Below are 25,355 nucleotides of genomic sequence, written 5' to 3'. Positions count from 1 at the left end.
GTGTGCTGTTCCGTTCTGTGGCCGCGGGGCTCCGCCCCGGACCCCGCGCCTCAATCGCCGGCGGGGCTTGATTTGCTCGCCCGCAGGGGCTTGAAGAGGTCAGGCCGACTCGAGGGCTGACACGTCGATCTTGCCCATTTTCATCATCGCGGCGAGGACCCGACCCGCCCGATCCTTGTCGGGGTCCGCGAGGAGCTCGGTGAGGCGGCGCGGCACGATCTGCCAGGACAGGCCGTACTTGTCCTTGCACCAGCCGCACGGCCCCGGCTCGCCGCCGTCCGCCGTGAGCCGGTCCCAGAGCCGGTCGACCTCGGCCTGGTCGGCGCAGTCGACGGTGAGCGAGACCGCCTCGTTGAACTTGAACTCGGGCCCGCCGTCCAGCCCTTGGTACTCGGAGCCCGCGATGCGGAACGACACGATGACGCCCGAGCCGGGCTCCTGCGACTCCTTGTCGCCGAAGTGCTGGACGTCCAGGATCTTGGAGTCGGTGCCGGGGAACAGCGAGACGTAGAAGCCGGCCGCTTCCTCGGACTTGCCGTCGAACCACAGACAGGGGCGGATCTTCTGGGCGGTCTCGGACATGGTGTGCCTCCTGGTTCCCGTTCCGGTGCCGGCGGGCCGGCCTGTATCAGGGTTCTCCTCCTACAGACCGGCCGCGAGTCGAGAACTCATCGCCGCGGCACCCCTAGGGCGTGTTTCGAAAGTCCCGTCTGCCTCGCGGGCGGACGACGCTACTTTCGAAACACGCCCTAGAACACAACCAGCGCCCGTCCGCCCTTGCCCGCCACCATGTTGTCGAACGCCGCCGGGATCCCCTCCAGGACGATCCGCTCGGTCACCAGCGTGCTCAGGTCGAGGCGGCCCGCGCGGATGTGCTCGGCGAGCACCGGAAGGTCGACCGCCGGGTCGCAGTTGCCGTAGACGCAACCGGACAGCGTGCGGCCCCAGTGGAAGATCTCCAGGGCGTTGAAGGTGACCTGCTGGTCCTTGCCGCCGATGCCGACGACGGTGGTGCGGCCGCCGCGCCGGGTGGACTCCCAGGCGGTACGGATCGTGACGGCGCGGCCGACGCACTCCACCGCCACGTCGACGCCCTGCTTGTCCGTGAGCCCGCGGATCTCGCGCGCGGTCGTCTCGGAGGCGACCACGTAGTCCGTCGCGCCCGCCGCGCACGCCAGCGCCTCCTTCTCCGGGGACACGTCGACCGCGATGATCTTCGAGGCGCCCGCGATGCGCGCGGCCTGGAGCGTGGCGAGGCCGACGCCACCGACGCCGTACACCGCGACCGTCTCCCCCTCCCGTACGCGCGCGGAGTGGTGCACGGCGCCGTACCCGGTGAGCACCGCGCAGCCGAGCAGGGCCGCGTCGATGAGCGGGACGCCGTCCGGCACCGGCAGCACGCAGTTCGCTGCGACGACGGTCTCCTCGGCGAACGCGGCGACGTTCAGGCCGGGGTGGAGGTCGCTGCCGTCGGACGCGCGCTTCGCGTGGATGTTCGCCGCGCCCGCGAGGGCGTTGGCGCACAGCCAGACCTCGCCCAGCGCGCAGGCGTGGCAACTTCCGCAGGAGGGAGCCCAGTTGAGGACGACACCGTCACCGGGGACCACGTGCGTGACACCGTCACCGACGGAGACGACGGTCCCCGCGCCCTCGTGACCGAGGACCGCGGGGACCGGGACCCGCATGGTGCCGTTGGTCAGGGACAGATCGGAGTGGCAGACCCCGGCGGCGGCGAGTCGCACCCGGACCTGGCCGGGCCCCGGTTCGGGCAGGTCGATGTCGGCGATCTCCAGCGGGGAACCGACGGCGGGCAGTACAGCGGCGCGGACCATGATGGACACAACTCCCTGAGCGAGTGCGGGATGTCACGTACGTGCCGATCCAAACTAGCGTCGCTAGTTTCCAGGGTCCAGGGGTGCCCGGTGGAGGGTCAGTGCCGCTGGTGGTCCTTCTCGCGCCGACGCAGCCGGGGCGCCCATGCTCTCCCTTGCCCCGCACCGTCTTCGGCACCGCGCTTGGCGCCACCCCTGACCCCGAGCCCCGCCGCCACGAACAGCAGTCCGCCCAGCATCACGAACGGGGCCGCCGTCCCCGCCACGCCCGCGATCAGGCCCGCGGAGGCCGGGGCCGCGACCTGGCCGAGACGGTTGCCGGTCAGCCGGAGCGCCAGCGCGGTGGAGCGGGCCTCCGCCGGGGCGGCCTGCACGACCGTGGTCATGGAGAGCGGCTGGCCCACCCCGAGGCAGAAGCCCAGCACGATCAGCATCGCGCCGAGCGCCCACACCGGCACGGGCAGCGCGATGCCCACGCACAGCAGCGCCGCGAGCAGACACGTGGTGGCGACCAGGGTGGTCCGGCCGAGCCAGTTGATGAGCGGGGTCATGACCAGCCGGCAGGCGACCGTCGCGCCCGCGCGCAGGCTGAGCAGCACGCCGATCACCGCGGGCGCGATCCCCCGGTGCTCGCCCACCACCGGCAGATACGCCGTGAGGATGTCGGTGGCCGACAGGACGGCGAGGCTGATGAAGATGCCGCCGGGCACGCCGCGGGTGCGCAGGATGCGGTGCACGGGGACCCTGGAGGACTCCTTCGCACGCGAACCCGTCTGCGTACGAAGGGACTCGATGCGCCACAGCGAGGTCACGGCCAGCGCGCAGACACCCGCCGACACGAGGAGCGCGAGCGCGCTCGTGCCCGCCATGTCGTGGCCCTCGATCAGGGCGCCCGCGGCGATCGGCCCGACGAGCTGGCCGAGGGAGGCCCCGATGGTGAAGTGGCCGAAGTTGCGGTCCTGGTCCTCGGGCGCGGACTGCCGGGCCACGATCGACTGGGCACCGATGACGAAGCACAGGTGCCCGAGCCCCATCACGCCGCTCCAGGCGGCCATCCCCGCAAGGGAGTTCGCGAGTCCGCTCATCGCGCAGCCGCCCGCGATGAGCACCACACCCACGGGGAGCAGCGGCGCGCACCGGCCGTGGTCCGTGCGCCGCCCGAGCGGCACGGCGGCGAACAGCGGGAGCAGCGCGTAGACCCCCGCGATGACGCCGACGGCACGCTCGTCGGCGCCCAGCGCGAGGGCCCGGTAGGAGACCGCGGGCCGCGCCATCGACACCGCCGCCTGCGCGAAGCTGAAGGCGATGACGAGGCGGAGCAGCCAGGCACGGCTCATGAGGTCACAGGATTCATCGGGTCACACGATTCCGAACAGCAGACCGGCGCAGAGGACGACCAGCGCGGTCAACGCCGCCCATTTCACGGTGAACTTGGTGTGGTCGCCGAACTCGACCTTAGCCATGCCCACCAGCACGTAGACCGCCGGGACCAGCGGACTCGACATGTGCAGCGGCTGTCCGGCGAGCGAGGCGCGGGCGATCTCGAGGGTCGAGACGCCGTGCGCGTTGCCGGCCTCGGCGAGCACCGGCAGGATGCCGAAGTAGAAGCCGTCGTTGGACATGAAGTACGTGAAGGGGATGGACAGCACGCCCGTCACGAGTGCCATGTGCGGGCCCATCCAGTCCGGGATGCCGCCCACGACCCACTTCGCCATGTGGTCGACCATGCCGGTGCCCTGGAGCACGCCCGTGAAGACGGCGGCGGCGAAGACCATGCCCGCGACGTTGAGGACGTTCTCTGCGTGCGCGCCGATCCGCGCCTTCTGGTCGGCCATGTGCGGGTAGTTGACCGAGAGCGCGAGCGCGGCGCCGAGCATGAACAGCACCGGGATCGGAAGCAGTTCCATGATCATGGAGGCCAGCAGCCCCACCGTGAGCAGGGCGTTGAACCAGTAGAGCCTGGGGCGCAGGGTGGCCCGGTTCGGGTCGAGCCCGGAGAACGTCTCGCCCTCGTCGTTCTCGTACGAGGGGGTGGACGCGGCGCCGGTGCCCTTGCTGCCGCTGCCGCCGCCCGCGCCGACGAGCACCTTCTCCTCGACGGTCTCGGTGACCTTGACGTCCTCTTCCAGGGAGAGGAAGCCGAGCCGCTTGCGCTCCCGGCGCCCGAGGACGTACGAGAGGGCGAACACGAAGAGCAGTCCCACGCCGAGCGCCGGGATCATCGGTACGAAGATGTCGCTGGCGTCCACCTTCAGCGCGGTGGCGGCGCGGGCCGTCGGGCCGCCCCACGGCAGCGTGTTCATCACGCCGTTGGCGGTCGCGGCGACACCCGTCATCACGACGAGGCTCATCTTCAGGCGCTTGTACAGCGGGTACATCGCCGAGACGGTGATCATGAAGGTGGTGGAGCCGTCGCCGTCGAGCGAGACGATCGCGGCGAGCACGGCGGTGCCGACGACGATGCGGACGGGGTCGGCCTTCGCGAACTTCAGGATGCCGCGCACGATCGGGTCGAAGAGGCCGACGTCGATCATCACGCCGAAGTAGACGATCGCGAACATCAGCATGGCCGCGGTGGGCGCCAGGTCACCGATGCCGGCGATCACGTAGTCGCCGAGGTTGGCGCCCTTGCCCACCAGGACGCAGAACAGCGCCGGGATGAGCACGAGCGCCGCGATCGGCGACACCTTTTTCATCATGATCAGCACCAGGAAGGTGGCGATCATGCCGAAACCGAGGATGGTCAGCATGGGGAGGGGCCCTCTCACGTCTACGTTCGCCTTCGAACAGCCGCCGTGGGGGAGGCAGCCAGCGAGACGCTAGGTGGGCCGAACAAGTGTTAACAAGGCGTTGACACGCGAGCAATAAGCGCAAAACTCCAGGTCACGAGCGGTTCACACGGGCGGTTCAGTCGAGCACGCGCGCCAGATACGCCCGCAGCAGCTCCCGTACCTCTCCGATGATCGCCTCGTCGCCGCGCTCCGGGTCGACGCGGAACGCGAGCCGGACCAGCGCGTCGGCGGATTCGACGGCGACGAGGAACGCGCGGCGCAGATCGACGTCCGGGACGCGGTCGAGGCGTGGGGCGAGGAGGCCGGTGAGGGTGTCGGCGACGCGGTGGTTGGGGCCGGCGTCGGGGGCGCCCACGGGGAGCTGGGTGCCGAAGTCGACCAGGGAGAAGCCCGGCGCCGTGCGCTTCATCGCGAGGTACTCGTCGAGTACGGAGTCCATCGCGGCCCGCCAGTCACCGGCGGGGACGTCCCTGAGGCGCGCGGTGACCCGCCGCACGTACCGGTCGAGGTTGCGTTCGGCCAGCGCGTCGACCAGGGCCCGCTTGTTGCCGAAGAAGCGGTAGACCGAGCCGATGGGGACCTCGGCGCGGTGCGCGACGGCGCGGGTGCTCAGCTCGTCGTAACCCGTCTCGTCGAGGAGTTCGGCGCAGGCGTCGAGGATCCGGGCCAGGCGCTCGGCGCTGCGCCGCTGAACGGGCTTGCGGCGCAAGGGCGTTGGATGGGCCATGGAACAAGCCTACGGTGAGGCCGTCAGGTCCGCGGTGGCCTCGACGGGCTTGTTCGCGACGGCCCACACCGTGTGGTCGTCGGCGTAGAGGCGGGCGGTGAGGTGGTGGGTGCCGCGGTGCAGGCGGGTGCCGGGGAGGCGGTAGTCGACGGCGCGCAGCCGGGCCAGGTGGCGGCCGTCGAGGTAGAGGCGCGCGTAACCGCGGCCCTCGACGGCGCGGGTCGGGGTGCCGTGGGGGCTGAGGCGGAAGTGCCGTACCCAGATACGGACCTCCCAGCCGCCCGCGGGGCCCGTCCGCGGCTTCACGATCAGGCCGATCTCGGGTGCGCCCTCGTCGGGGACCCGGCGGTAGTGGTGCCCGGCCGCGTCGGTGTGCTCCAGGACCTCGCCGACCTGCCGCGGTCCGCCGCCGTCGCCCCCGCAGCCCGCGACGCCGGCGAGCAGGGCGCAGGTCAGCAGCGCCGCGGCGGCCGCGCGGAGGGACGGGAAAGTGGGCATGTTCCGGACGGTAGAGGACCGCTGACATCGGCGGATCCCTCGCGGGGAGGACCCTCTGCGGCCGCTGCTCGGCCGCTGGTACCGCCGCGCGTCAGCCATACGACGGACGGTGACGTCTTGCGCCGCCCACCCACGAATCCTACGGTGTTGCATAGGATTCACGGACCAGGGAGCGATGATGAGCGGGGACGTACGCAAGACCGCCGAGGGGCTGACCTACCTCTCCGGCTTCGGGAACGAGCACGGCTCACAGGCCGTGCCCGGGGCCCTGCCGGAGGGGCGCAACTCGCCGCAGCGCGCGCCGCTCGGCCTGTACGCGGAGCAGCTCAGCGGCACCGCATTCACCGAGCCGCGGGCACACAACCGCCGCTCGTGGCTGTACCGGATCCGCCCGTCGGCGGCGCACCCGGAGTTCAGCCGTGTCGACAACGGGGCGGTGCGCACGGCCCCGTTCACCGAGACCGCCCCCGATCCCAACCGCCGCCGCTGGAACCCGCTGCCCGAGCCGGCACCCGGCACGGACTGGCTGGCCGGCCTGTGGACACTGGGCGGCAACGGCGACGCGACGCAGCGCACCGGCATGGCCGTGCACCTGTACCACGCCAACTCCCCCATGAAGGACCGGGTGTTCAGCGACGCGGACGGTGAACTGCTGATCGTTCCGGAACACGGCGGGCTGCTGCTGCACACGGAGTTCGGGAAGCTCGCCGTCGAGCCGGACGAGGTCGCGCTGGTCCCGCGCGGCGTCCGCTTCCGGGTGGAGCTCCTCGACGACTCCGCGCGGGGGTACGTGTGCGAGAACTACGGCGCCCCGTTCCAGCTGCCCGACCTCGGCCCGATCGGCGCCAACGGCCTGGCGAACGCACGGGACTTCAGGGCGCCGGTCGCCGCGTACGAGGACGACGACCGTCCGGTGGAGGTCGTGAACAAGTTCTGCGGGAACCTGTGGTCGGCCGTATACGACCACTCCCCGCTCGACGTCGTCGCCTGGCACGGCAACCACGTCCCGTACGTGTACGACCTGCGCCGCTTCAACGTCATCGGCACGATCTCGTACGACCACCCGGACCCGTCGATCTTCACGGTGCTCACGTCGCCGTCCGACACCCCGGGCCTCGCGGGTGTCGACTTCGTCGTCTTCGCGCCGCGCTGGCTGGTGGGCGAGGACACGTTCCGGCCGCCGTACTTCCACCGGAACGTGATGAGCGAGTACATGGGGCTCATCGACGGCGCGTACGACGCCAAGGCCGAGGGCTTCGTGCCGGGCGGCGGCTCGCTGCACAACATGATGTCGGCGCACGGCCCCGACCGGGAGACGTTCGACAAGGCGAGCGCCGCCGAGCTGAAGCCGCAGAAGGTCGACGACGGCCTGGCCTTCATGTTCGAGACGCGCTGGCCCGTCACCCTCGCCCCGCAGGCCGCGACCGCCGGACATCTGCAGCGCGGCTACGACGATGTGTGGCGCGGCCTGGAACGCCACTTCCGCGGATAGATCCGGCGGATGGATCCGGCGGATCCGATGGACCCCATGGTCGCCGCATTGCACCACTCCCCCCACGACCGGTACGGATAACCCGTGACGTCATTCGCCCCGGACTCGATCGTCCTGAACCGCAAATTGCCGCTCTGGTATCAGGTGTCGCAGTCCCTGCGCGCCTCGATACTCGGAAGATCGCCGCAGGACCCGCTGCGCCTGCCCACCGAGGAGCAACTCGCGGGGCACTACGGGGTCTCCGTGCTCACCATGCGCCAGGCGCTGAAGGAACTGGAGGACGAGGGGCTCATCACGCGGCACAGGCGCCGCGGCACGTTCATCGAGCCGGACGCCCAACAGGGTGCGCCGGTACGCCTGTTGGGCTCGGTCGACGCGATCGTCGCGCAGCAGTCCGGCATGACGACGCGGCTGCTCGACCACGGCACGGTGCCGGTCCCCGTGGCCTTCGCCGAGCACTTCCCGGAGGCGGGGGCCGTCCCCACGTACCACCGGCTGCGCAGCGACGAGAAGACCGGCGAGCCGACGAACCACGCGCGCAACTATCTGCGGCCCGACCTCGGCGCCCGCGTCGACCTCGCGGATCTGGAGCGGTGGCCGATGACGAAGGTGCTGCGGGATGTGGTGGGTGTGCGGATCAGCCGGATCACGGACTCGGTGCAGGCGCGGCTCGCGGATCCGGAGACGGCGCGGCTCCTCGAAGTGCCGTTGCTCAGTCCGATCCTGCACTACACGGGTGTCACGTACGACGAGGCGGGCAGGGTGCTTGATGTGGCGGTCATCCACTACCGGGGGGACCGGTTCTCCTTCACGGTGACGTTGGACGCGGACTGATGCGCAGCACCGGCGTTCCGGCCACGGGGCTCCGCCCCGGACCCCGCGCCTCAATCGCCGGCGGGGCTGGAAATGGGTCACCCGATCAAGCCCCTGCGGCGATTGAGCAGCGGGGTCCGGGACGGAGCCCCGAGGCCGTAACGCCGGTGCCGTGGAGGGGGACGTAGCATGCCGGGCGTGACGAATGACCCGCTCACCGAGGCCATCGGACTGACCGACCTCATGCCATGGTCCGTCGCACCCCTGCGCCTGGGCCGCACCTGGCCCGTCTCCCCGGACCCCGCTTCCCTGAAGACCCGTTGGAACGCCTTCGTGGCTGCCGACGAGGCCGAGCGCACCGCACTCCTCGAACCCTCCCGCGCCCGCACCCTGCACACCGCCACCGCCCAACTCCCCGGCCAACGCACCGGCACCGAACCACTCGCGCACGCCCACGGCCCCTGCCCGGCCCCCGTGCCACTGCTGCACGGCCCGTTCGACGAGCAGTGGCTCATCCCGGACCAGCGCCTGATCGACGCCGCGCGCCCCGAACTGTGGCGGGTCGCGGACGAGCGGCAGCTGTTCCTCGTCGAGCAGAGGTACGCGCCCGATGCCGCCGGCCCCGCACTACTGGCGTCCACCGTGCTCCCGGAGGGCCGCGTCCGCCCGCTGTACCGCCGCCCCGGCGGCGCGGAGCCGAACGTGGCGCCGGGCCTGCTCACCCACCTCTCCGGCGCGTACGACCAGGAGGTGACAGCGGCCGAGCTGTTCGCGTGGATCCTGGTGACGGGCACCCGCGACGGCTCGCGCGGCATCCGCGTGCCGCTGCCTGACGCCGCCGACGTATGGGCGCGCGGCGTGGAACTCGGCCGCCGTGTCCTGTGGTTGGAGCGGCGCGGCACGGACGCCGAGCGCCCCAAGCTGCCCGGTGGCCGCCGCCCGTACGTACGCGCCCCGCTACCGGCCCGGCCGACGGAGATCCTCTACGACCGCGAGGAGGAGGCCCTGCTCGTCGGCGACGGGCGGGTGTCCCCGGTCCCCGCGGCGGCCTGGGACTTCCATGTCGGCGGGGTCCGGGTCCTGGAGCAGTGGTTCGCGCGCCGCACCGCACCTGCCGAACCCGGCACACTCGCGGCCCTGCGCCCGGCCACCTGGCCGCAGCCGTGGACCTCGCAGCTCCTGGAGCTCGTCACGACCCTGACGCTGCTCGCGGAACTCGGCCCTTCACAGGACGAGTTGCGGGAGGCCGCCCTCGCGGACCCGATGACGACGAAGGACCTGGAACGGGCACACATCCTCCCCGTCCCGGACTCGGCCCGCCGTCCCGCCTCCGTCCTCGACCACCAGGAGGAGGGCCCGGGCGGCCAGTTCGCGATCCTGTAAATCCCGAGAGGTCCGGGAGGGCGAGCGCTCCCGGCGCCAAAGCGCGAACCCCTGGGCGACTGTCGGCCCGGGCCATCAGGAAGCGGGCGCGGGCGACCCGTTCGCCCGGCTCCCAGGTCACCCGGCGGGCACGCTCACTCCGCCGCGAACCCCTCCAGCGTCCGCCGCAGCGCCCGCTCGAACACGGCCTCCAGGTCGATGGGCCCGGCGTCCTCCGCGAAGGACGCCGCGAGCCGCGGGTACCGGCCCGAGGCCACCTGCCTGCCCAAGTACGCGATCCGCGCCGCCTGTTCCTGCTCGGCGCTCCACGGCAGGGAGCGGGTCCGCTCGGCCGTGGCGATCTCGTTGGCCACGTACGTCGTGACCACGCTGGTCACCGCGGCGACCAGCTCCATCTTCGTGCCGTACGGCAGGTCGAGCGGATCGAGGCAGGTCAGGCAGTACTCCAGGTAGGCGAGGGCGTTCGGGCTGAACCCGTAGACCGGTGACATCAGGCCCGGCATCCAGGGGTGCCGATGCATCAGCGCCCGCGCCTGCCGGGCGAGCCCGAGCACATCCGCCCGCCAGTCGCCGCTCGGCCCGGGGAACTCGTACTCGGCACTGACGGCGTCGACCATCAGCTCGTACAGGTCCTCCTTGCGCGGCACGTAGTTGTACAGCGACATCGTGCCCATGCCCAGCTCACCGGCGATCTTCCGCATGGACACCGCGTCGATGCCCTCGGCATCGGCGACGCGCACCGCCGTCGCCGCGATGTCGGCCCTGCTGTGCGCGGGTCTCGGCCCCCGCCCGGCGCGCTCGGGGCGCGCCCAGATCACTTCGGGTTCGGCCGCTCGGCCCGCCATTGGTCATCACCTCGCGCACCATCCTAGTTACGTACGCCGTACGTAATGCGCTACGGTGGGGTCATGACTTCTACGTACGCTGTACTTAGTGAGGGTCTGGAGAAGCGCTTCGGCAGGGGGCCGAAGGCCGTGCACGCCGTGCGCGGCCTGGATCTGGCGGTCCGCGAGGGCACGGTGTGCGGTCTGCTCGGGCCGAACGGGGCAGGCAAGACGACCGCCGTCCGGCTGCTCACGACGCTGCTGCGCCCCGACGCCGGCACCGCGCGTGTCGCCGGGCACGACATCACCGCCGCCCCGCAGTCCGTCCGCCGCCGCATCGGCGTCACCGGCCAGTACGCCTCGGTCGACGGCGACCTCACAGGACGCGAGAACCTGCGCCTGTTCGCCCGCCTCCTGCGCGCGCCGCACGCCCGTGCCCGCGCCGACGAGCTGATCGAGCGCTTCGAGCTGACCGACGCCGCCGACCGCACCGCGCGTACGTACTCCGGCGGCATGCGCCGCCGCCTCGATCTGGCCGCGAGCCTGCTCACCCGCCCCGCCGTCCTCTTCCTCGACGAGCCGACCACCGGCCTCGACCCACACAGCAGGAACGGCATCTGGGAGACCGTGCGCGAGCTGTCCCGCGAGGGCACGACCGTCGTCCTCACCACGCAGTACCTGGAGGAGGCCGACCAACTCGCCGACGACATCGTGCTGATCGACGAGGGCCGCGCCGCCCACTCGGGCACGCCCGCCGAACTCAAGGCGCAGATCGGGCACTACGCGGAGGTCGTCGTGGCACAGGAGGCGGGCGAGCGGGCGCTGCACGCGGCGGCCGTCGTCCTCGACCAACTGACCGGCACCCGGCCCCGGTTGGACACGGAGTGCCGCACCGTGGGCGCCGTCGTGCTCGACCCGGCTCTCACCCTCCCCCGCGTCGTACGCGAACTCGACGCGTCCGGCGTCCCGTTGCTCGATGCGACGCTGCGCCCGCCCACGCTCGACGAGGTGTTCCTGCGCCTCACCGTCACCAGACCTCAGGAGGTCGCCGCATGAGCACCGCCATCCTCTACGACGGTACGGCCGTGCTCGGCCGTCACCTCCAGCGCCTCCGGCACGCCCCGGCGATCCTGATCATGACGCAGACCATGCCGATCGTGTTCCTGCTGTTCTTCGGATACGTCTTCGGCTCCGCGCTCGCCATGCCGGGCGCGGAGTACCGGGCGTTCCTGGTGCCGGGCATGCTCGTGGCGACCGCGGCCAACGGGATCATGACCGGGATGTTCGGCGCCGCCCAGGACTCGCACCGGGGCGTGATGGACCGCTTCCGCACGCTGCCGATGAGCCGGGCCGCGGTGCCGCTCGGGCAGGCGGTCGCCGATCTGCTGACGACCGCCGTCGGCCTGGTGCCGCTGGTGCTCGTGGGGCTCGCGATGGGCTGGCGGATCGAGGGCGGACTGCCGGGCGCACTCGGCGCGTTCGGGCTGCTGCTGCTCCTCCGGTTCGCCGCGACGTGGGTCGGGATCCTGCTCGGGCTCGCCTCGCAGAGCGAGGAGGCGGCGGGGCAGCTGGGCGGCGCCACGTTCATGCTGCCGCTACTGTCGAACGCGTACATCCCGACCGACGGGATGCCGGGGTGGGTGCGCACCCTCGCCGAGTGGAACCCGATCAGCGCCGTGGCCACGGCCGTGCGCGAGCTGTTCGGCAACGCGCCGGTGCCGTACGGCGCGGCCTGGCCCGTGGCGCATCCGGTGGCGGGCTCGCTGGCGTGGTGCACGGTGCTGCTCGCGGTGTGCGTGCCGCTCGCCGTCCGCCGCTATGCGCGCGGCGAACGGTGAACGGGCCGTGCGTACCGGCTACTTCTGCGGCTCGAGCGCGGGGCCAAGGGAGGAGAACTTCTCCTGGGACACGATCCGCTTCGGCGGCCAGGTGATGTTGTTCGGCGGCCACTTCTGCCCGGTCTTCTTCAGGAACCACTCGGGCGGCTCGTACATGGGCGGCTCATAGCCGTCCGGGATCGCCGTCTTCCATTCGACGTCCTTCGTACGGTCCTTGAACTCGTCCTTGATCGCCTTGAGCCGCTCCGGCTGGGTGATCAGGTCGACCGCCGTGGCGGCGAGGTACTTCGCGGCGGCGAGCACCGCGGCCTGGCCGGGCGCCGCGGCGGCGCAGGCGGCCGTGGACCAGGTGTGCATCTTCGTGCCGATCGGGGCGAGCGCGGAGCCCATCGAAACGGTCGGCGCGTTCCAGCTGATGTCCGCGACGTCGGTCGAGCCACCGCCGAGGAACACCGGGTCCGGCGGCGTGAGTTCGGCGACCTTGTCGTGCATTCCGGACTCGGGGAGACCCAGGGACTTCTGCAGGTCCTTCGCCAGCTGATGGGCTTCAGCGTTGAATTTCGGCGGGCCGATCTGCTGCATGTTGTCGTGCAGCAGCTCCGCGAAGGACCTGGACGGCAGCTGGTTCCAGCAGGCGGAGGTGATGCGGTGCTGCACCTTCGTCTGCGAGGCCTTGGCGGCGGCCTCGGAGATCGCGATCACCTTGTCGAGCAGCACCTGGACGCGGGCGGTGCTGCCCTCGCGCACGTAATAGCTGATCTCCGCGAGTTCTGGGGTGACGTTCGGGATTTCGCCGCCGTTGTTGATCACCCAGTGGAGGCGGGCGCTCGGCGCCATGTTCTCCTCGCGCAGGAACTCCGACATCGTCGCCATCATCACGGCGGCGTCGAGCGCGGACTTGTTCCCGAGCGGGGTGCCGCCGTGACCGGCGACACCGAGGAACGTGAAGGTCACGGCGGTCATGGCGTTGGTGGTGCCCCAGCCGGTGGCGTTGGCGGTGGAGGGGTGCCAGTCGAGGAAGGCGTCGAGACCCTCGTACACGCCCTTGCTGACCGCGTACGTCTTGCCGATCAGGGCCTCCTCTGCGGTGGAGCCGAAGAACTTCACGGTGACCGGGAGCTTGTGCTGCTTGGCGGCCTGCGCGACCGCGGCCGCCGCGGCGGCCGCCGCCGTGCCGAGCGCGCTGTGCCCGCAGCCGTGTCCCGGGCCGTAACTCGGGGCGAAGGGGTCGTGGATGTACTCGCGCGGGTCGTGGTGGCCCACGCCCTTGTTCTGCGAGAGGCCGGGCAGCGCGTCGTACTCGCCGCTGAAGCCGAGCACCGGGCCGCCGCTGCCGTAGGAGTAGGTCGCGGTGAACGCGGTCGGGAAGCCGGCTGTGCCGAACTTCACGTCGAATCCGGCCCGTTCGAGGAAGCCGGCCTCGGCGAGCGAGGAGTTCCACTCGCGCAGCGACAGCTCGGCATGCTCCCAGATCTCCTCGTTCAGGCCGGTGATGCGGGAGCTGTTGGCGCCGATCCAGCCGAGGGCGGCGGACTTGGCGGGGCTGTCCTCCGCGAGGCCTTCGGGCGCCTTGTACTCGAGCGGGGCCGCGTCGGCGCCGTCGGCCGCGGCGGCCATCGCCGGGTCCGCCTGGGCGGTCATCGCGGCGGTGGTCACTCCGGCGGCGCCGAGCATCTGCATGATGCGGCGTCTGCTGATCTGCGGTCCGGTCATTGCCGCGGGTATCTCGTGCTCGTGATGGTCGTGCAGGTCACACACGCGTACCTCCCGGGGGTGAGGTGGGTGTAGCTGTAACTGCCAACGAAGATCACGCGCCACATTGGACCCTGGAGATTGCCCCGTCAACACCCGTGCGTGACAAGGGCGTTACGCGATGTATGGGTGAGCGGGCACGACAAAGGCCCGCATCGTCCTCCTTGCCGGAGTGTCCGCCGCGTGCCGTGGGGATGACGGTCGCTGTGCTGCGTGGCGATACACCGGACGGCGCGGAGGCGCGATACGAGCCTTGTCCTCTACTGGGGCGGCGCTTCCTAGTGGCCGCCGAACAGCGTGCGGCGAAGCCGCCGCAGGGGCGCGAAGAGCGAGACCCTCCGCATACGTGCGCGACTACCGCTGCGCTCGTGCGCCGCGTCCCGCGTGGTCAGCTCGCGCATCAGTGACGTCGCCTCCATCGTCTCGCGCTGCGGGACGGCAGGGCCGCCGAGCACCGAGAGATGGCGGTCGAGACGCGAACTGGTCGCACCGTTCCCGCAGGTGATCGCAGGCACTCGCGGCCTGCTGCGCACTGTTATCTGTTCCATGTCACTCCCCACCCGTACGAGGGCACCCGGCCCGGGCAGGTTAACCCTATCGCCCCAGCGCGGCACTCGTGCATCCCGGTGGCAGTATTCACCTCCCTCGTAAGGGGGTTGACGGTTCGAAAGCGATCACTCTCCGAATCCGACCGATTCCAGGGCGAGTTGGACAAGTGGGGCTCCTGTGGGGCGCGCGGAACCGCCGTCCGGCTCCGTTGTGACGGCGAGTGAGGAGGCGTCCGAAGTCAAGCCGGTGGCCACCACGGGCGTGTCGGAGCCGCCCTCGGGCAGCACACCGAGGGAACGCGGCGGTGCCGAAGGGGCCATCAGCCACAACTGGTGGACCCGGCCGCGGGGCGGCGCTTCGAGACCTGTGACAGTGATCACCGCACTGCCCCGCTCGGGCGACGCGACCACGTTCAGTCCGTCGGCGCGGACGGCACCGGCGTCCGGCGCCGCGAGCACCCGCGCCACCTCGCGCGCGGCGGCCCGCTGCGCGTCGAGCCGGTCCGAGGTGCGCTCCAGTTGCACGGCGAAGAGCGCGGCCACGGTGAGCGCGCCCGCGCCCGTTGCCACGCCGAGCGGAATCAGCAGCCCACGCGCGCGTGGCGCCGGTCGCTCCACGGTGGCCGCGGGGGCCTGAGCGGTGATCCGTACGGCGGTCAGCACCCGCTCGCGCAGTTCGGCGGGCGGCGCGACCGCGGCCGAGCAGGCGAGCCGCACGGAGCTCTCCGTCAGCGCACGCACCTCGTCGGCGCAGGAGTCGCAGCGCGCCAAGTGCCGCTCGAGCCGGGCCCGTTCGCGGTGCTCCAGGGCATCCAGGGCGTAGGGCGCGGCGAGGGAGTGGACACGCGGGGCCCACGGGACGCGGTGAGGCTTCGGGGTCCGGTCGTTCATGCGGCGTCCCCCAGGCAGGCGCGCAGCCGGGTCAGCCCGTCGCGCATCCGCGTCTTGACGGTGCCGAGCGGGACGGAGAGGCGCTGCGCGACTTCCCGGTAGGTGTACCCGTCGTAGTAGGCGAGGGTCACGGAGCGGCGCTGGAGTTCGGTGAGCCCTTCGAGGCAGCGGCGGACCCACTCGCGGTCCAGGTTCGTCTCGACCTGCTCGGCGACCTCGTCGAAGGCGGTGCGGTGCCAGCGGCTCACGGCCCGCTCCTCGCGCTCCCTGGCCGCGCGGGCGCTGCGCACCCGGTCCACCGCTCTGCGGTGGGCGTGGGTGAGCACCCAGGCCATTCCAGTACCCCGGCGCGGGTCGAAGCGGGCGGCGTCCCGCCACAGTTCGAGGAACACCTCCTGGGTGACCTCCTCTGACTGGGCGGGGTCGCGCAGCACCCGGAGCACGAGCCCGTACACCGCGCCCGACACCAGCTCGTACAGCTCCTCGTACGCCCGCACGTCGCCCTGCCCGACCATCGGCAGCAATTTGTCCGCCCGCATCGGTTCCCCTCCCGCCCGGTGGCGCGGCCCGGTGCCGCGCCGCCCCCACTACGTGGTTCGCGGCCGGGCCCGGTCCGGATCGGGGACGCCGCGAAGTTTCGTGAAGGAAGTACGGGCGGACAGGGGTCCGGCACCCAATTCGCGGTCGACCAATCCGCCGGGCGCGGCGCGCCGAATGGCTTGGCGTCAACCGCACTTCGTGCACGGACCGCGTGAGGACGGACCCATGACCTCTCAGTCAGCGAAGCCATCGAAAGCACCGGCTTCGGCAAGCCCAGACACGGCACGCGGCACTGCGCGCGTGCGGATACGGCGCCGGGGGCAGAAGCCCGCCCTGGCGCTCCTGGTCTGCGGCGGCCTCGCCGTGGGCGGTCTCACGGCCGCCGGCGCGACCGGTGTCGGCCCGCAGCGGGCCGAGGCCTCCAGCCACCGCGAGGCGCCACTGATCTCGGGCCAGCCCCAGTACGACAACACGGACGTGTACGCGTTCGTGAGCCCCGACAAGCCGGACACCACGACCCTGGTGGCCAACTGGACCCCCTTCGAGGAGCCCGCGGGCGGCCCGAACTTCTACCCGTTCCCCGAGGATGCCCACTACGACCTGCACATCGACAGCGACGGCGACGCGCAGGGCGATCTGCTGTACCGGTGGACGTTCAAGACCCGGACCAAGAACGGGAACACGTTCCTCTACAACACCGGCCCGGTGAACAGCCTCGACGACCCGAACCTGAACGTCACGCAGACCTACGACATCGATCTGCTGCGCCTCAAGGACCAGAAGATCGTCTCGAAGTCGAAGATCGCCGACGACGCCCCGGTGGCGCCGTCGAACGTCGGCAAGGCGTCGATGCCCGACTACAAGAAGCTGCGCGACCAGGCGGTGAAGAAGGTCGGCGGCGGCGTCACCTCGTACGTGGGCCAGGCCGACGACCCCTTCTTCCTCGACCTGCGCGTCTTCGACCTGCTGTACGGCGGGAACCTCTCGGAGGTCGGCCGGGACACGCTCAAGGGCTACAACGTGAACACGGTCGCCCTCCAGGTGCCCACCGCGTTCCTCACGGAGTCGAAGGACCAGCCGACCATCGGCGTGTGGTCGACGACCTCCCGCAAGGACGCGAAGGGCGACTGGACGCAGGTGTCCAGGCTCGGCAGCCCGCTGGTCAACGAGGTGGTGAACCCGCAGAAGGTCAAGGACCGCTTCAACGCGTCCGCGCCGTGGAACGACAGCCAGTTCCTGCCGTTCGTGACCGAGCCCGAGCTGCCCAGGCTCATCGAGTCGATCTACAAGATCAAGGCTCCGAAGACGCCGCGCAACGACCTGGTGGACGTCTTCCTGAAGGGCGTGAAGGGCCTCAACCAGCCGCCGGGCGTGCACCCCTCGGAGATGTTGCGCCTCAACACGTCGATTCCACCCACGAGTTCACCGAAGCGTCTCGGCGTCCTCGAGGGCGACAAGGCGGGCTTCCCGAACGGGCGCCGGCTCTCCGATGACGTCGTGGACGCCGAGCTGCAGGTCGTCGAGGGCGAACTCCTCGGCAAGAAGAACGACCTGGGCGACGCCGTCGACGCCAACGACAAGAAGTTCGATTCGTCGTTCCCGTACGTGGCGCTGCCCACGGAGGGTTCGCGCGGCCCGCTCGCCAAGAGCAAGTCGCAGAGCGACACCGAGGTCCGCGACCAGCTCACCGGCAGCTCGGTGTCCTCGGGCTCCGGCGACGACAACACGCTCGTGACGGCGTCCATCGCGGCGGCCGGCGCCGGCTTCCTGCTGATCGGCACCGGGCTCGTGTGGTGGCGCAGCCGGAGCAGGCGGCGCGCCGGGTTCGGCCCGCCGTACTCCATGTGAGCCGTCCCCGGAACGGCGCGGCCCGCGTGCTTGATCCTCCACCGCGGGCCGCGCCTCCCACTCGCACATCCGTATCTCCATCTCTCGGAATTCGTCCCAAGGAGCGCGCATGCAGGCCTTGTCCGGCAAGGGGTCAGGGGCGTCGGGGCTCGGGCGGCTGCTCGCCCTGGGCGCCGCGCTCGCCCTCGCCCTCACCGCGGGCGCCCTGGTCACCGACGACGGCTCGCCGCCGAAGGCCGTGACCACGGGCACCGCCCCGAACCCGGCACCGGCCCGGCTCGCATCGGGCGACCTCGACCGGGGCGTCTCCGAGCTGCAGAAGCACCTGAAGGCCCGGCCCAGGGACGACGCGTCGTGGGCGTCGCTCGGCACGGCGTACGTCGAACAGGCGCGGGTGAGCGCGGACCCGTCCCGCTACCCGCAGGCCGAGCGCGCCCTGGCCCGCTCCCTGAAGCTGCGCCCCGGCAACGACCCGGCGCTCGCCGGGCAGGCCGCACTCGCCGCGGCCCGGCACGACTTCGACGGCGCACTGCGCCTCACACGCAGGGCCCTGAAGGTCAACCCGTACAGCGAGGCCGCGCTGGCGCTGCGCGTCGACGCACTCGTCGAACTCGGCGACTACAAGGGTGCGTTGAAGGCGGTCGACGTCGCGGACTCGCGCCGACCCGGCATCCCAACCTTCACCCGCTTCGCATACGTACATGAGTTGCGCGGCGACGCCACGACCGCCCACAAGGTCCTCTCCCGGGCCCTCACCAGCGCCACATCCCCCGGCGACGTGTCGTACGTGGCCACCGCCCTCGGCCAACTCGCCTGGCGCCAGGGCGAGTACAAGGCCGCCCTGCGGCACTACGCGACAGCCCTGCGCGCGGACCCGACCGCCGTCGCCGCCCTGGAGGGACGCAGCAAGGCGCGGGCCGCGAGCGGGAACACCGCGGACGCGATCCGTGACCTGAAGGCCGTCGTCGCGCGCGCCCCGCTGCCGACCGCGCTGGTGGAGCTCGGCGAGCTCTACGAGGCGCGCGGCGAGGACAAGGCGGCGAAGCGCCAGTACGCCCTCGTCGGCACCTGGCTGCGGCTCGCGCGCGCGGGCGGCGTCGACGTCGACCTGGACACGGCGCTCGCCTCGACGGAGCACGGCGACCGGGCCGCGGGCCTCAAGGCGGCGCGCGCCGAGTGGCAGCGCCGGCACACCGTGCACACGGCGGACGCGCTCGCGTGGGCGCTGCACGTGGGCGGCCACGACAAGGAGGCGTTGCCGTACGCGCGGCGGGCCACGGCCACCGGCTTCGGCGAGGCCGCGTTCCTCTACCACCGAGGCGTCATCGAACTGGCCGCGGGCGACCGGCCCAAGGGCCGCGAGCTGCTGCGCGAGGCGCTGGACCGCAACCCCGGTTTCTCGCCACTGGGCGCGAAGGCGGCACGTGCGGCGCTGGCCGGGGCGACGGGGAAGGGGGCGGGGCGATGAGCCGCATACGGCATATACAGCACAACGGGCGCTGGAAGCGATACGTCGCCCTGCCCGCGGTCCTCGCCGCCGCCACGGCCGGGCTCCTCCTGGCCGGCTCCCCGCAGGCCGCCGCCCACCCGCTCGGGAACTTCACCGTCAACCACTACGACGGTCTGCTCGTCGCCCCCGGTGGCCTGCGCGTCGAGCACGTGGAGGACCTGGCGGAGATTCCGACGCAGCAGGTGCGGCCCGAACTCGACGCGCGGGGGCGGGCGGCGTGGGCGAAGGAGCGCTGCGCGAGCGCCGCGGAGCGCGCCGAGGCCGACGTCGACGGGCGGCGGGCCGCCCTTGACGTGCGTACGGCCGACGCGGTGCTGCGCCCCGGCCAGGCGGGCCTCAGGACGCTGCGCGTGGAGTGCGCGTTCACCGCGCCGCTGCCGCGCGGCAAGCACGGCGAGAAGGTACGCGTCGAGCTGCGCACCGGCGCCGCCGAGGGCCCGGGGTGGCGCGAGATCACGGCGCGCGGCGACCGGATGACGCTGACGGCGTCGAACGTGCCCACGACGTCGACGTCGGAGCGGCTGACGCGCTACCCGAAGGATCTGCTGTCCTCTCCCCCGGACCGGACCTCTGCCCGGGTCACGGCCGTTCCCGGCGGCCCGGCGGCCACCGGCTCGGGCTCGGGCGCTGACGCGAGCAGTGGCGCGACCCGCTCCGAGATCCTCCCCCGCGGCGCCGACCGCTGGACCGAGGCTCTCACCGGACTGGTGTCACGGCACGAACTCGGCCCCGGCTTCGCGGCGTTGGCCCTCGGCATCGCACTGTTCCTCGGCGCGCTGCACGCGCTCGCGCCCGGCCACGGGAAGACCCTGATGGCGGCGGCCGCGGCGGCCCGCAGCCGGGCGAGGTTGCGGGACGTGCTGCCGCTCGCCGCGTCGGTGACGGTCACGCACACGCTCGGCGTGATCGCCCTGGGCATCCTCGTCACGGCCGGCTCCGCCGCCGCGCCCTCGGTGATCGCCTGGTTGGGCCTGGCGAGCGGTGTACTGGTCACGGCGGCGGGGGTGGGCCTGCTCCGCAGGGCGTGGCGCCACCGCTCGGCGGCACGGGCACACACGCATGACCACGAGCACGCGCACACGTATGACCACGGGCTCGGCCACGATCACCACCACGGCCACACGCACCCGATGCCTCAACCCACCCTCCGCGGCACCCTGTTCCTCGGTTTCGCCGGAGGTCTCGTCCCCAGCCCTTCGGCCGTCGTCGTGCTCGTCGGCGCCGCCGCGCTCGGCAAGGCGTGGTTCGGCCTGCTGCTCGTGTTCGGTTACGGTGCCGGGCTCGCGCTCACCCTCACCGCCGTCGGCTTCACGGTGGTGCGGATCGGCGGCCGGATCGCGCAGTCCCTCACCGGCCCTCCCGTCTCCCACCACCGCCCTTACCGGAATCGCTTCGCGATACTCCCTCTGTCTCGGCCCGGACGCGGCCCGCTCGCCGCGTTCGTACGCCGTGCACTGAGCCGCGCGGTGCCGTTCGGATCGGCCTTCGTCGTGGTGGCCCTCGGCTGCGGATTGGTGTTCAGGGGGGCGGCAACCGCGCTCGGTTGAGCTACTTTTGTTCAGACTTGTCGTGCCGCGCTTGCTTGTCTTCCCACGAATGGGGGCGCCCGTGGTTGAGCGTGTGGTCGCCGGACGGTACCGGCTGCTCGACCCCCTCGGCGAGGGCGGCATGGGCACCGTGTGGCGGGCCCGCGACGAGGTGCTCGGGCGCGAGGTCGCCGTGAAGGAGGTGCGCGCGCCCGCCGGGCTCCCGGACGCCGAGGTACAGCGGATGTACGCGCGCCTGGAGCGGGAGGCGTGGGCGTCGGCGCGGATCAGCCACCGCAACGTGGTGACGGTGTACGACGTGGCCACCGAGGAGCAACGCCCTTGGATCGTCATGGAGTTGGTCCGCGGCGTCTCGCTCGCCGAGCAGTTGGACGCGGAGGGCCCGATGTCCCCGGCGCGCGCCGCGCACGTCGCCGCCGAGGTACTCGCCGCGCTGCGCGCCGCCCACGGCGTGGGCGTGCTGCACCGCGACGTGAAGCCCGCCAACGTCCTCCTGTCGAACGACGGCAGGGTGGTGCTCACCGACTTCGGCATCGCCATGGTCGAGGGGACGCAGGCACTCACCATGACGGGCGAGGTCATCGGCTCGCCCGAATTCCTTGCCCCGGAACGGGCGTTGGGGCGAACCCCGGGTCCCGAGTCGGACCTGTGGTCGCTCGGTGTACTGCTGTACGCGTCCGTGGAGGGGCACTCGCCGTTCCGGCAGGACACCCCGCTGAGCACGCTGCGGGCCATCGTGGACGAGGAGTTGCCGCCGCCGCGCCGCGCGGGGCCGCTGGCGCCCGTGATCGAGGGCCTGCTGCGCAAGGATCCGGCCGAGCGGACCCCTGCGTCCGAGGCCGAGGGGGACCTGCGCATCGTCGGTTCGGGCGGCACCCTGTGGGCGGGCCCGGTGCAGGCCTCCCCGCTCGCCGCGCAGCCGACGGTGACGTCGTGGCAGACGCCCGCGCACACACCTCCGGCCCCGCTCCCGATGGGCGCCCCGCAGACGGCCACCACGGCCCCGGTCCGCGCCGATCCCGACTCCCGATACCCCCGCCGCGCATCGATGGCCATGATCGCGGGCATCGTGGTCCTCCTCCTCGCCATCGGAGGACTCACGTACGCCCTGCTCAACCGCGATTCGAACCCGAACGGGAACACGAACAGCGGGGGCGGCACATCCGGGGGCGGGAACAGCGGGAGCACCTCGGGCGGCAACAGCGGCGGCAGTGGGGGCGACAACGGCGGCGGAACGACGGGCGACAACAACGGCAGCGGCGGCTCCACCAATGGAGGAAACGGCGGCAACGGCGACTCCGGCAGCAACGGCCACACGACCGCCCCAGCCCAGTCCGTCAAGGTCAACGTCCGTGCGGTGCGCGGCAGTTACTCGGGCCCGTGCCCGCCGCCGGCCGCGGCCGCCCCCGCGTTCGCCGCGACGATCACGGTTGGCCGCGCCCCGGCCTCCGTGCAGTACCGCTGGGTGGTGAGGGGCGGCACGGCATCGGACCCCGGCTGGAAGACGCTGACCGTCCCCAAGGGCGCAGCGAACAAGGCCCGTACGGTCACCACCACGCAGACGCGCTACGAGGCGGGCGGGACGCTGCGCGGCCAGATCGGCGTCGAGGTGCGCAGCCCGGTGGCGGTGACGTCCAACTACGTCTCGTACGCGATCACGTGCAAGGTGGTGACCCCGACGAGCGGGGCCACCACCGGTTCACCTACGTACTGAGGTCCGCGTACCGGGATCGGTTACGCGGCGGAGGCGAACACGGGCAGGTAGCCGCTCGACTGTCCGGTGGCCGTGGGGTGGTAGGACTCGCCGATGTTCGACCAGTTGACGCTGTGCAGCCACGCGGCGCCGGAGCAGATCTCGTGCCCGGAGAAGGTGCTGGTCACGTCGCCGAAGGCGAAGCCCCGGGTCGCGGCGTTCTGCTTGATGGTGGAGTTGAGGAGGTCAGCGGCGCCGTTGATGGCCGACCGCTCGCTCTCGGAGAGGCCCGCCACGCAGCTGCCGCTGAGCTTGTAGAAGCGGGGGTAGCCGAGCACCACCACGCGGGCGGCGGGCGCCTTCGTGCTGATCGCCGAGTAGACGTCGGAGAGTTTGCTCGGCAGCGTCGAAGTGACGTACGCGCGGGCCTCGTTGACGCGGTTCAGGCACGTCGACTCGGAGTACAGGATGCAGGTCGTCATGACGTCGGCGAAGCCCGCGTCGTTGCCGCCGATCGAGAGGGACACGAGTCCGGTGCCCGCGCCGAGCGGGCCGAGCTGATTGGCGATGACGTCACCCGTACGAGCGCCCGAGCAAGCGGTGAAATTAAAGCTTGAGGGTGAGTGGGCGGCCGCCCACAAGGCGGGGTACGCCTTCGTGGAGCGCTTGCAGTCGCCGCTGCCGGCGTCGTAGCCGCCGGCGCCGACGCCGGAGGAGTAGGAGTCGCCAAGGGCCACATAGCCCGTGGCGGCGGCGGAGTCGGAGGCTTGCGCGGCCGTCGCCCCGGTCAGGGCTGCCACCGCGGCAAGGACGAAAGAGGAGACGTGGGCCGCAATCCGGAAAGATCTCATGGAACCTCCCTTTAGCAGGATCAGCAGGGTCTCTGCTGACCGCCGTTGTTGCAGGTTCATGCCAGTGATATGACATACCCTCAGCTCACCGGCGCTACGCCCGTAGAGCGCCACCCAACTGGACTCCAGGGGTCCGTAGTTGCTCCCGCTCCGCTCCCGCACCGCCCCCCCGAGTCACCCCTGCCGCGTCCTTGACGCCGCCCCGCCGACTGCGTCACATTGAAGCCCGGCATCCGGCGCTTCAGGGGGCAAAGTCGCCAATGCAGACCATCGGCATCAAGCCGTCTTCATCGGACGGCACATATCTGCTCGCGGGGGCGGGCTTCGTCGCGGGAGGCGCGGGTCTCGTCCTCGCGCTCTCGCACGCCGGATCCCCGCTGCGCGGACCACTCGCGCTCTTCTTCCTGCTCGCCGCGCCCGGCGCCGCCTTCGCGGCCGCCCTGCGCGGTCTCGACCCGTGGGCCCGCGCGCTCACCTCGACGGCCGGCGCGGTCGCGGTCGTCATGCTGATCGCCCAGGGCATGCTCGCCGTGCACTGCTGGTCGGTGACCGGCGGGGTGCTCACCGTGGCGGTACTCAGCGCTTCCGCTTTTCTTGTGCAATGGATCGTCCGGCGACTGCGTGGGGGCGCAGGCCAGGAGATTCGTAAACGGATCGGGAAAATCCACTAAGAGGGGACGCAAGTTAAGGGAATGGCCAAAACAATAAAAACGTGAGGCCTCGTTCCAGGTCTTGCCATACAGTCTCAATCATCAATACCGTCGTACATCCACCCGCATCGGACCAGCAGTAAATGCGATCTAGGGGAGGGACCGAGGTCGCGAAGGTCCGGAGCGGGGCGCGGCAGGGGGGTGCCGCGTTCCGGTGAGCCGCTCGCTTCGGCGTCCTGGGTCGCCGGGTCGCGTGCCGCGCGACCGGTCCGACAAACCGGTGTGCAATGCCAGCTCACCCGGCCTGCACGGAGAGCTCTTCCGGCGTGGCCGCACGGGGTGACAACCCCCCTTTCGAACCGGACACGAAGCCGGACCGCCCGGGGGCGGGCGGTCCACCGGACGAGAGGGACCAGACTCATGAGCAGTTCCGTTGTGCCTCCGGTGATACCCGAGGGGACACCACCGGAAGGCCGAATTCCCGCCCGTTACCGGGCCATCTCCACGCACATGGCGATCGCGCCGCGGGTCAGCGTGGTCATTCCGGCCATGAACGAGGCGGAGAATCTTCCGTACGTCTTCAAGACCCTTCCCGACTGGATCCACGAAGTCGTCCTGGTGGACGGCAATTCCACCGACAACACCGTGGAAGTGGCCAGAGAATTGTGGCCCGAAGTCGTGGTCGTACCGCAGCGCGGAAAGGGCAAGGGGGATGCCCTGATCACCGGCTTCAAGGCCTGCTCGGGCGACATCATCGTGATGGTCGACGCGGACGGCTCCGCCGACGGCCAGGAGATCGTCTCCTACGTCTCCGCGCTCGTCTCCGGCGCCGACTTCGCCAAGGGCTCGCGGTTCGCCAACGGCGGCGGCACGGACGACATGACGCCCATCCGCAAGCTCGGCAACTGGGCGCTGTGCTCGACCGTCAACGCGAAGTTCGGGGCCCGCTACACCGACCTCTGCTATGGGTACAACGCGTTCTGGCGGCACTGCCTCGACGAGATCGACCTCGACTGCACCGGGTTCGAAGTGGAGACCCTGATGAACATCCGGGTCGTCAAGGCGGGCCTGAAGGTCCAGGAGATCCCGAGCCACGAGTACCTCCGGATCCACGGCGCGAGCAACCTCCGGGCCGTGCGGGACGGGCTGCGCGTGCTCAAGGTGATCGTGCGGGAGCGCTCCAACCGGCGCGATCTCCGCCGCCGGTCGGCTGCGCCGAGGCTCAACCTGGTTCGGGGGGACGGGTCTTGACGGGGCGTCCGAATCAGGCCCCGCCGGCGTTTGAGGCGCGGGGTCCGGGGCAGAGCCCCGAGGCCGCAACCTTCT

Annotated in this window: 23 protein-coding genes; 11 read left to right on the top strand and 12 right to left on the bottom strand. The window is 71.5% G+C overall.

Annotated features, from left to right (window positions below; genetic code table 11):
• Nucleotides 1–99: 99 nt before the first annotated feature.
• From ACWD2L_RS31930 to ACWD2L_RS31905, 6 genes are all read right to left on the bottom strand, one after another.
• Entirely contained in the window at nt 100–582 is a 483-nt protein-coding gene (locus ACWD2L_RS31930) for a VOC family protein (protein ID WP_351345161.1), read from the bottom strand.
• Between the two features lie 167 nt (nt 583–749).
• On the bottom strand, nt 750–1,832 hold the full coding sequence (locus ACWD2L_RS31925) for a Zn-dependent alcohol dehydrogenase (protein WP_351345158.1): 1,083 nt from the start codon (nt 1,830–1,832) through the stop codon (nt 750–752).
• 98 nt (nt 1,833–1,930) lie between these two features.
• Nucleotides 1,931–3,169 carry an MFS transporter gene (locus tag ACWD2L_RS31920; RefSeq protein WP_351345155.1) on the bottom strand — a complete coding sequence of 413 codons (1,239 nt, stop codon included), beginning with the start codon at nt 3,167–3,169 and terminating at the stop codon, nt 1,931–1,933.
• A gap of 21 nt (nt 3,170–3,190) precedes the next feature.
• Nucleotides 3,191–4,582: a CitMHS family transporter gene (locus ACWD2L_RS31915; RefSeq protein WP_351345153.1), complete on the bottom strand. Its 1,392-nt coding sequence runs from the start codon at nt 4,580–4,582 to the stop codon at nt 3,191–3,193.
• A gap of 157 nt (nt 4,583–4,739) precedes the next feature.
• Entirely contained in the window at nt 4,740–5,351 is a 612-nt protein-coding gene (locus ACWD2L_RS31910; protein WP_351345150.1) for a TetR/AcrR family transcriptional regulator, read from the bottom strand.
• A gap of 9 nt (nt 5,352–5,360) precedes the next feature.
• Complete coding sequence (locus ACWD2L_RS31905) at nt 5,361–5,849, bottom strand: hypothetical protein (RefSeq protein WP_351345147.1); 489 nt, start codon at nt 5,847–5,849, stop codon at nt 5,361–5,363.
• Between the two features lie 178 nt (nt 5,850–6,027).
• Here ACWD2L_RS31905 and hmgA point away from each other — a divergent pair, with 178 nt between their 5' ends.
• The 3 genes from hmgA (at nt 6,028) to ACWD2L_RS31890 (ending at nt 9,537) form a co-directional block, all read left to right on the top strand.
• A complete protein-coding gene (gene hmgA, locus ACWD2L_RS31900) occupies nt 6,028–7,341 on the top strand; it encodes a homogentisate 1,2-dioxygenase (RefSeq protein WP_351345144.1) in 1,314 nt (437 codons plus the stop codon).
• 84 nt (nt 7,342–7,425) lie between these two features.
• Nucleotides 7,426–8,175, top strand: a complete 750-nt coding sequence (locus ACWD2L_RS31895; RefSeq protein WP_351345141.1) for a GntR family transcriptional regulator — start codon at nt 7,426–7,428, stop codon at nt 8,173–8,175.
• A 168-nt stretch (nt 8,176–8,343) separates the two neighbouring features.
• The gene (locus ACWD2L_RS31890) at nt 8,344–9,537 is read left to right on the top strand and encodes a type ISP restriction/modification enzyme (RefSeq protein WP_351341070.1); all 1,194 of its coding nucleotides are present in this window, start codon (nt 8,344–8,346) and stop codon (nt 9,535–9,537) included.
• Between the two features lie 134 nt (nt 9,538–9,671).
• Here ACWD2L_RS31890 and ACWD2L_RS31885 read toward each other — a convergent pair whose 3' ends face one another.
• Nucleotides 9,672–10,382, bottom strand: coding sequence for a TetR/AcrR family transcriptional regulator (locus ACWD2L_RS31885; protein WP_351341073.1), 711 nt, complete (start codon nt 10,380–10,382; stop codon nt 9,672–9,674).
• Between the two features lie 63 nt (nt 10,383–10,445).
• Between ACWD2L_RS31885 and ACWD2L_RS31880 the strand changes: the two genes are divergently transcribed.
• Together ACWD2L_RS31880 and ACWD2L_RS31875 are read left to right on the top strand one after the other, a co-directional pair.
• Nucleotides 10,446–11,417 carry an ATP-binding cassette domain-containing protein gene (locus ACWD2L_RS31880; RefSeq protein WP_351341076.1) on the top strand — a complete coding sequence of 324 codons (972 nt, stop codon included), beginning with the start codon at nt 10,446–10,448 and terminating at the stop codon, nt 11,415–11,417.
• Nucleotides 11,414–12,199, top strand: coding sequence for an ABC transporter permease (locus tag ACWD2L_RS31875; RefSeq protein ID WP_351341079.1), 786 nt, complete (start codon nt 11,414–11,416; stop codon nt 12,197–12,199). The genes ACWD2L_RS31880 and ACWD2L_RS31875 overlap by 4 nt, the downstream gene beginning before the upstream one ends.
• Before the next feature lie 18 nt (nt 12,200–12,217).
• Here ACWD2L_RS31875 and ACWD2L_RS31870 read toward each other — a convergent pair whose 3' ends face one another.
• From ACWD2L_RS31870 to sigK, 4 genes are all read right to left on the bottom strand, one after another.
• Complete coding sequence (locus ACWD2L_RS31870; RefSeq protein ID WP_451192715.1) at nt 12,218–13,912, bottom strand: amidohydrolase; 1,695 nt, start codon at nt 13,910–13,912, stop codon at nt 12,218–12,220.
• Nucleotides 13,913–14,229: 317 nt separating this feature from the next.
• Nucleotides 14,230–14,499 (bottom strand): hypothetical protein, encoded by a 270-nt coding sequence (locus tag ACWD2L_RS31865; protein WP_351341085.1) that lies wholly within the window; start codon nt 14,497–14,499, stop codon nt 14,230–14,232.
• 126 nt (nt 14,500–14,625) lie between these two features.
• Nucleotides 14,626–15,390: an anti-sigma factor gene (locus tag ACWD2L_RS31860; protein ID WP_351341087.1), complete on the bottom strand. Its 765-nt coding sequence runs from the start codon at nt 15,388–15,390 to the stop codon at nt 14,626–14,628.
• On the bottom strand, nt 15,387–15,929 hold the full coding sequence (gene sigK / locus ACWD2L_RS31855) for an ECF RNA polymerase sigma factor SigK (protein ID WP_351341091.1): 543 nt from the start codon (nt 15,927–15,929) through the stop codon (nt 15,387–15,389). Before sigK ends, ACWD2L_RS31860 begins: the two co-directional genes overlap by 4 nt.
• Before the next feature lie 175 nt (nt 15,930–16,104).
• Here sigK and ACWD2L_RS31850 point away from each other — a divergent pair, with 175 nt between their 5' ends.
• The 4 genes from ACWD2L_RS31850 to ACWD2L_RS31835 all read left to right on the top strand — a co-directional run bounded on the left by ACWD2L_RS31850 (nt 16,105) and on the right by ACWD2L_RS31835 (nt 22,549).
• Nucleotides 16,105–17,778, top strand: coding sequence for a DUF4331 domain-containing protein (locus ACWD2L_RS31850; RefSeq protein ID WP_451192711.1), 1,674 nt, complete (start codon nt 16,105–16,107; stop codon nt 17,776–17,778).
• A 109-nt stretch (nt 17,779–17,887) separates the two neighbouring features.
• A complete protein-coding gene (locus tag ACWD2L_RS31845; protein WP_351341097.1) occupies nt 17,888–19,246 on the top strand; it encodes a tetratricopeptide repeat protein in 1,359 nt (452 codons plus the stop codon).
• Nucleotides 19,243–20,835 carry a nickel transporter gene (locus ACWD2L_RS31840; RefSeq protein WP_351341100.1) on the top strand — a complete coding sequence of 531 codons (1,593 nt, stop codon included), beginning with the start codon at nt 19,243–19,245 and terminating at the stop codon, nt 20,833–20,835. Before ACWD2L_RS31845 ends, ACWD2L_RS31840 begins: the two co-directional genes overlap by 4 nt.
• A 49-nt stretch (nt 20,836–20,884) precedes the next feature.
• Nucleotides 20,885–22,549 carry a serine/threonine-protein kinase gene (locus ACWD2L_RS31835; RefSeq protein WP_351341103.1) on the top strand — a complete coding sequence of 555 codons (1,665 nt, stop codon included), beginning with the start codon at nt 20,885–20,887 and terminating at the stop codon, nt 22,547–22,549.
• Between the two features lie 20 nt (nt 22,550–22,569).
• Here the strand turns inward: ACWD2L_RS31835 and ACWD2L_RS31830 are convergent, their stop codons facing one another.
• Nucleotides 22,570–23,379 carry an SGNH/GDSL hydrolase family protein gene (locus ACWD2L_RS31830; protein ID WP_351341106.1) on the bottom strand — a complete coding sequence of 270 codons (810 nt, stop codon included), beginning with the start codon at nt 23,377–23,379 and terminating at the stop codon, nt 22,570–22,572.
• A 260-nt stretch (nt 23,380–23,639) separates the two neighbouring features.
• On the opposite strand from ACWD2L_RS31830, the gene ACWD2L_RS31825 reads away from it, so the two are divergent.
• Together ACWD2L_RS31825 and ACWD2L_RS31820 are read left to right on the top strand one after the other, a co-directional pair.
• On the top strand, nt 23,640–24,050 hold the full coding sequence (locus ACWD2L_RS31825; protein ID WP_351341109.1) for a hypothetical protein: 411 nt from the start codon (nt 23,640–23,642) through the stop codon (nt 24,048–24,050).
• A 489-nt stretch (nt 24,051–24,539) separates the two neighbouring features.
• Nucleotides 24,540–25,280: a glycosyltransferase family 2 protein gene (locus tag ACWD2L_RS31820; protein WP_351341147.1), complete on the top strand. Its 741-nt coding sequence runs from the start codon at nt 24,540–24,542 to the stop codon at nt 25,278–25,280.
• The last annotated feature ends 75 nt before the right edge of the window (nt 25,281–25,355 follow it).

It is taken from the genome of Streptomyces sp. NPDC002754, assembly GCF_053592315.1.
Note: the sequence above shows the minus strand (reverse complement) of the source record. Positions and strands in the feature narration are given on the sequence as shown.

Bases quoted from the DNA above. Each gene is read 5' to 3' on its own strand.
- ACWD2L_RS31875 (WP_351341079.1), top strand. From the start codon at position 11,414: ATGAGCACCGCCATCCTCTACGACGGTACGGCCGTGCTCGGCCGTCAC.
- ACWD2L_RS31890 (WP_351341070.1), top strand. From the start codon at position 8,344: ATGCCGGGCGTGACGAATGACCCGCTCACCGAGGCCATCGGACTGACC.
- ACWD2L_RS31915 (WP_351345153.1), bottom strand. From the start codon at position 4,582: ATGCTGACCATCCTCGGTTTCGGCATGATCGCCACCTTCCTGGTGCTG.
- ACWD2L_RS31885 (WP_351341073.1), bottom strand. From the start codon at position 10,382: ATGGCGGGCCGAGCGGCCGAACCCGAAGTGATCTGGGCGCGCCCCGAG.
- ACWD2L_RS31835 (WP_351341103.1), top strand. From the start codon at position 20,885: ATGGGGGCGCCCGTGGTTGAGCGTGTGGTCGCCGGACGGTACCGGCTG.
- ACWD2L_RS31865 (WP_351341085.1), bottom strand. From the start codon at position 14,499: ATGGAACAGATAACAGTGCGCAGCAGGCCGCGAGTGCCTGCGATCACC.
- ACWD2L_RS31830 (WP_351341106.1), bottom strand. From the start codon at position 23,379: ATGAGATCTTTCCGGATTGCGGCCCACGTCTCCTCTTTCGTCCTTGCC.
- ACWD2L_RS31850 (WP_451192711.1), top strand. From the start codon at position 16,105: ATGGCTTGGCGTCAACCGCACTTCGTGCACGGACCGCGTGAGGACGGA.
- ACWD2L_RS31825 (WP_351341109.1), top strand. From the start codon at position 23,640: ATGCAGACCATCGGCATCAAGCCGTCTTCATCGGACGGCACATATCTG.
- ACWD2L_RS31925 (WP_351345158.1), bottom strand. From the start codon at position 1,832: ATGGTCCGCGCCGCTGTACTGCCCGCCGTCGGTTCCCCGCTGGAGATC.
- ACWD2L_RS31910 (WP_351345150.1), bottom strand. From the start codon at position 5,351: ATGGCCCATCCAACGCCCTTGCGCCGCAAGCCCGTTCAGCGGCGCAGC.
- ACWD2L_RS31905 (WP_351345147.1), bottom strand. From the start codon at position 5,849: ATGCCCACTTTCCCGTCCCTCCGCGCGGCCGCCGCGGCGCTGCTGACC.
- ACWD2L_RS31840 (WP_351341100.1), top strand. From the start codon at position 19,243: ATGAGCCGCATACGGCATATACAGCACAACGGGCGCTGGAAGCGATAC.
- ACWD2L_RS31870 (WP_451192715.1), bottom strand. From the start codon at position 13,912: ATGACCGGACCGCAGATCAGCAGACGCCGCATCATGCAGATGCTCGGC.
- sigK (WP_351341091.1), bottom strand. From the start codon at position 15,929: ATGCGGGCGGACAAATTGCTGCCGATGGTCGGGCAGGGCGACGTGCGG.
- ACWD2L_RS31930 (WP_351345161.1), bottom strand. From the start codon at position 582: ATGTCCGAGACCGCCCAGAAGATCCGCCCCTGTCTGTGGTTCGACGGC.
- ACWD2L_RS31860 (WP_351341087.1), bottom strand. From the start codon at position 15,390: ATGAACGACCGGACCCCGAAGCCTCACCGCGTCCCGTGGGCCCCGCGT.
- ACWD2L_RS31880 (WP_351341076.1), top strand. From the start codon at position 10,446: ATGACTTCTACGTACGCTGTACTTAGTGAGGGTCTGGAGAAGCGCTTC.
- ACWD2L_RS31920 (WP_351345155.1), bottom strand. From the start codon at position 3,169: ATGAGCCGTGCCTGGCTGCTCCGCCTCGTCATCGCCTTCAGCTTCGCG.
- ACWD2L_RS31820 (WP_351341147.1), top strand. From the start codon at position 24,540: ATGGCGATCGCGCCGCGGGTCAGCGTGGTCATTCCGGCCATGAACGAG.
- ACWD2L_RS31845 (WP_351341097.1), top strand. From the start codon at position 17,888: ATGCAGGCCTTGTCCGGCAAGGGGTCAGGGGCGTCGGGGCTCGGGCGG.
- hmgA (WP_351345144.1), top strand. From the start codon at position 6,028: ATGAGCGGGGACGTACGCAAGACCGCCGAGGGGCTGACCTACCTCTCC.